This is a genomic window from Nocardiopsis sp. TNDT3 (genome assembly GCF_003427465.1).
GTDB classification, from domain to species: domain Bacteria; phylum Actinomycetota; class Actinomycetes; order Streptosporangiales; family Streptosporangiaceae; genus Nocardiopsis; species Nocardiopsis dassonvillei.
The window spans coordinates 1-4,096 of the sequence record NZ_QPFC01000686.1 but is presented as its reverse complement, the minus strand read 5'-3'; the positions used below and the strand labels follow the sequence as shown (position 1 = coordinate 4,096).

3 protein-coding genes are annotated in these 4,096 nt (G+C 72.9%); 1 reads left to right on the top strand and 2 read right to left on the bottom strand.

Annotated features, from left to right (window positions below):
• Positions 1 to 33 precede the first annotated feature (33 nt).
• Together DQW06_RS17170 and DQW06_RS17165 are read right to left on the bottom strand one after the other, a co-directional pair.
• Positions 34 to 1,317, bottom strand: coding sequence for an ArgE/DapE family deacylase (locus DQW06_RS17170; protein ID WP_117198910.1), 1,284 nt, complete (start codon positions 1,315 to 1,317; stop codon positions 34 to 36).
• A gap of 44 nt (positions 1,318 to 1,361) precedes the next feature.
• On the bottom strand, positions 1,362 to 2,702 hold the full coding sequence (locus DQW06_RS17165) for an MFS transporter (protein ID WP_117198909.1): 1,341 nt from the start codon (positions 2,700 to 2,702) through the stop codon (positions 1,362 to 1,364).
• 130 nt (positions 2,703 to 2,832) lie between these two features.
• On the opposite strand from DQW06_RS17165, the gene DQW06_RS17160 reads away from it, so the two are divergent.
• A complete protein-coding gene (locus DQW06_RS17160; protein ID WP_117198908.1) occupies positions 2,833 to 4,026 on the top strand; it encodes a CdaR family transcriptional regulator in 1,194 nt (397 codons plus the stop codon).
• Positions 4,027 to 4,096: the final 70 nt, after the last annotated feature.

Sequence of the window (4,096 nt, the reverse complement as noted above, 5' to 3'; positions counted from 1 at the left end):
GCCCGGGACGGGCCTCCCCGAACGCGCCCGGCCTCAGGCGGCCTCCTCCAGTCCGCACCACTGCGCGATGAACAGGGCGATGGACTTGGTGATCCGCCGCACGGACTCCACGTCCACGCGCTCGTCGTACCCGTGGATGGCCTCCGAGACCGGCCCGTAGACCAGCGCGGGGATCCCCTGGTACAGGGCGTACACGCGGCCGTCGAGGTAGCCGGGGGTGGTGAAGGTCCGCAGTTCGTCCTTGAAGACGGTCCGGTGGGCCTGGCGCAGCACGTTCTCGGCCTCCGTGCCCTCGGGCAGGACGTAGCCCTCGGCGTAGAAGCCGGTCCGCTCGCCCACGGCCTCGATGGGGTTGCCCGCGTCGTCGGTGGTGGTCTCCCGCAGCACCCCCTGGATCTGCTCCCAGGCGTCGTCGGCGCTCACCCCCGGGTAGATCGCCGCCCGGACCTGGAGCTCGCACCAGGCGGGGACGCTCGACGGCCAGTCGCCGCCGCTGATGCCGCCGAGGTTGAAGTTGATGGGGTGGTCCAGGTCCTCGAAGTGGGGGTGGCTGCCCCTCTCGTCGTTCCAGCGCTGTTCGAGGACGCGCAGCCGCCCCATCACGTGGTGCGCCGCGTCGATCGCGTTGAACCCCGACGCCATCTCCCTGGGGTGCGTGGGGTGCCCCGCGACCCGCACGGTGAACCAGATGACGCCGACGTTGGCGCGGACCAGCATGTCCTCCTCGGGCTCGGGGATCAGGACGGCGTCGGCGGTGTACCCGCGCTGGACCGTCGCCAGCGCGCCGTTGCCGGTGCACTCCTCCTCCGCCACGGACTGGAAGTGGATGCGCCCGGCGGGGGCGAACCCGGCCGCGCGCACGGCGTCGTAAGCGAACAGGTTGGCCGCCAGCCCCGCCTTCATGTCGCCGCTGCCCCGGCCGTGCAGCCAGCCGTCGATGACGGGGGCGTCCCACGGGGAGCGGGACCACTCCCCGAGGGGGCCCTCGGGGACCACGTCGATGTGGCCGTTGAGGATCAGCGAGCGGCCCCCGCCCTGAGCCGGGGTGTAGGTGCCCACCACGTTCTCCACGCCCTCGTAGGAGACCGTGATCTTCCCGGCGCCGGGGTGGGCGGAGATCTCCTCCGGGTCGAGTTCCCACCGGTCCACGGCCAGCCCCCGCCGCTCCATGGCCTCGTGCATCAGATCTTGCGCCGAGGACTCCCGGGTGCGCAGGGAGGGGTGGCGCACGAGTTCCCGGGTGAAGTCCAGCTGGGCGTCGAAGGCGTCGTCGACCGCCGCCTCGATGCGCGCGACGACGTCGGGTGCGAGGTTCATGGGGTTCTCCTCCTGCGGGGTTGTGGTCGGTGCGGGCGGGCGGTTCACGCCGCGGCCCGGGCGTCGGCGGCGGCGTGGGTGTCCGCGGCCCTGATCCGCTCGCCGGCCAGGCCGCCGACCGCGGTGACGGCGCAGATGCCGATGAGGACCAGCACCGCGGGCCAGGACGCGCCGTCGTCCACGGCCAGGAGCGCGGTGGCGATGAGCGGGAGGAACCCGCTGAGGGTTCCGGCGAGGTTGTAGCCCAGGGACACCCCGCTGTAGCGCAGCCGGGGCGGGAAGAGGTCGGCCAGCAGGGTGCCGGTGACGGCGTAGGCCAGGGTGATGAGGCAGATGCCGATGGTCACCGCCGCGGTGATCGCCCATGGGTCGGCGGTGTCGATGAGCCGGAACAGGGGGAACGCGGCCGCGGCGGTGGCCAGGGCGCCGATCACCGTCATCCGGCCGGGTCCGAAGCGCTCGGCCGCGCGCCCGGCGACCAGGGTCGTGGCGATCTGGAAGACGGCGGCGACGAGTGTGGCGTTCACGACCGCCTGGCGGTCGACCTCCAGCACCGTGGAGGCGTAGGAGACCACGAAGGTCGTCATCACGTAGAAGCCGCCGACCCCCAGCAGCGCTGCGGCCACCGCCACGAGCAGGCGGCCCCCGGCCTCGCGGAACAGGGCCAGGGCGGGCACCTTGGCGCGGTCCTCCATCTGCACCAGCTCCTGGAAGACGGGGGACTCCTCCACCTTGAAGCGGATGTAGAGGGCGATGCCCAGCAGCGGGAACGCGGCCAGGAACGGCAGGCGCCACCCCCAGGCGTCGAAGTCGGCCGCGGGCAGCGTCAGCACCGCGGCGAAGGCGGCCGAGGAGATGAGCGTGCCGACCGGGGAGCCGATCTGGACCAGGGCGGCGTAGCGGGCGCGCTGGCGCTCGGGGGCGTGCTCGATGGCGATGGTGATGGCGCCGCCCCATTCGCCGCCCACGGCCAGGCCCTGGAGGAGCCGCAGGACCGCGAGCAGGATCGGCGCGGCGATCCCGATGGCCATGTAGTCGGGGATCACGCCGATGAGCCCGGTCGCGCAGCCGATCATGACGATGGTCATCAGCAGTGCGGGGCGCCGTCCGTAGCGGTCCCCGATGGTGCCGAAGATCAGGGATCCGATGGGCCTGGCGGCGAAGCCCACGCCGAAGGTCGCCAGCGCCGCCATGAGGCCCGCGCCCGGGTCGAGTTCGGTGAAGAACAGGCGGTTGAAGACCAGAGCGGCGGCCGTGCCGAACAGGAAGTAGTCGTACCACTCCAGGGCTGTTCCGACGAAGGCCGCGAAGGCGATGCGCCTGGCGTCGGCCGCGTTGACCTTCGGCGCTCTCGCGCCGGCCGGGGCCGGGTCGGGCTGTGGCATGTGATCCTCCGGGAGATGTGCACCGGTCGGACGGGACGTCGGCGACCAGGTGTGATGCCGATCATCGTCTTGGAAAAAGCGCACTCCCACAAGCGCATAACCCAACGAGAACGCCGCCTAGAATGTGCACATGCACAAAACAGCGCCGTCGGACGTCATCCCCCGAGCCGCACAGGCGTGCCTGGAGGAGCTGGAGACCGTCGCCTGGACCTACGTGCGCAGGGTCCGCGAGCTGACCGGGTACGCCGAGACCGTCATCGACGACGCCGAGCTGTACGGCACGGCCCGGGCCACGCTCGAACTCCTCCTGGAACTCCTGCGGGGACGGGACCGCCACGGCGAGCTGCGCGCCCACTCGGTCGAGGTCGGACGCTCCCGCGCCCGCCGCGGCATCCCCCTGGAGTCGCTGCTGCGGGCCGTGCGCATGGACTTCCGCTTCCTCTGGGAGGCGATGCGCGCCCACGTCGCCGAGGCCGACTTCCGCGACTTCTCCGAGGAGGTCATCTCCATCTGGGAGGCGGTGGAGGTGCACACCACCCACGTGCAGACCGGCTACACCGACGAGATCGCCCGGATGCGCGCGGAACTGGAGCTGGAGCACGCCTTCCTCCTGCGGCACCTGCTCAGCGGCTCCGGCGGGGACACGCGGCTGAACGAGCAGGCGGCGCGGGCACTGGGCCTGCGCCCCGACGGCGTCCACCTCGTCCTGGTGGCCAACGGCAACCACGCCCGCGACTTCCGGGGCTGGGTCGGCCAGACGCTTCCCCGGGCCGTCCTGCTCCGCCTGGACGGGGTGGAGTTCGCCATCGTCCCCGCGGGGGACGCCGCGGGGGCCGCCCGGGAGACGCTGCTGGGCAAACCCGTCGGGATCTCCCCGAGCGCCCACGGCATCGGGGAGATAGCCCCCATGTGGCGGCTCGCCCGCGAGCTGGCGGAGTGGGCGCGGCCCGGCGCGGCGGCCACGGTCGAGGGCCACTGGACCCGGCTGGCGGGCGCGCGCCTGGGCCCGGCCGCCGGGGCCTTCGCCCGCGACGTGCGGGAGGCGCTCGGCGGGTTCACCGAACGCGAGGTCGATCTGCAGGTCGAGACGGTCGAGGCCTACTACCGGACCGGTTCGGTGACCGAGGTCGCGCAGGCGATGTTCTGCCACCGCAACACGGTGATCAACCGCCTGCGCCGCTTCGCCGAGGCCACCGGGCTCGACGTCACCAGGCCGGTCGACGCGTCCGCGGCCCACCTGGCCCTGACCACCCTCCGCCAGACCCTTCCCGCCCGCGAGCGGTCGGCCGGGGAGGGCGTGACATCCGGCCCGGTGAGCGGGTGAGCGATGGCGCTCACCGACGCGCGCACCTCGACCGCGTCGGCCGCCCCATGGCGGCCGCTCCCGTGAACGG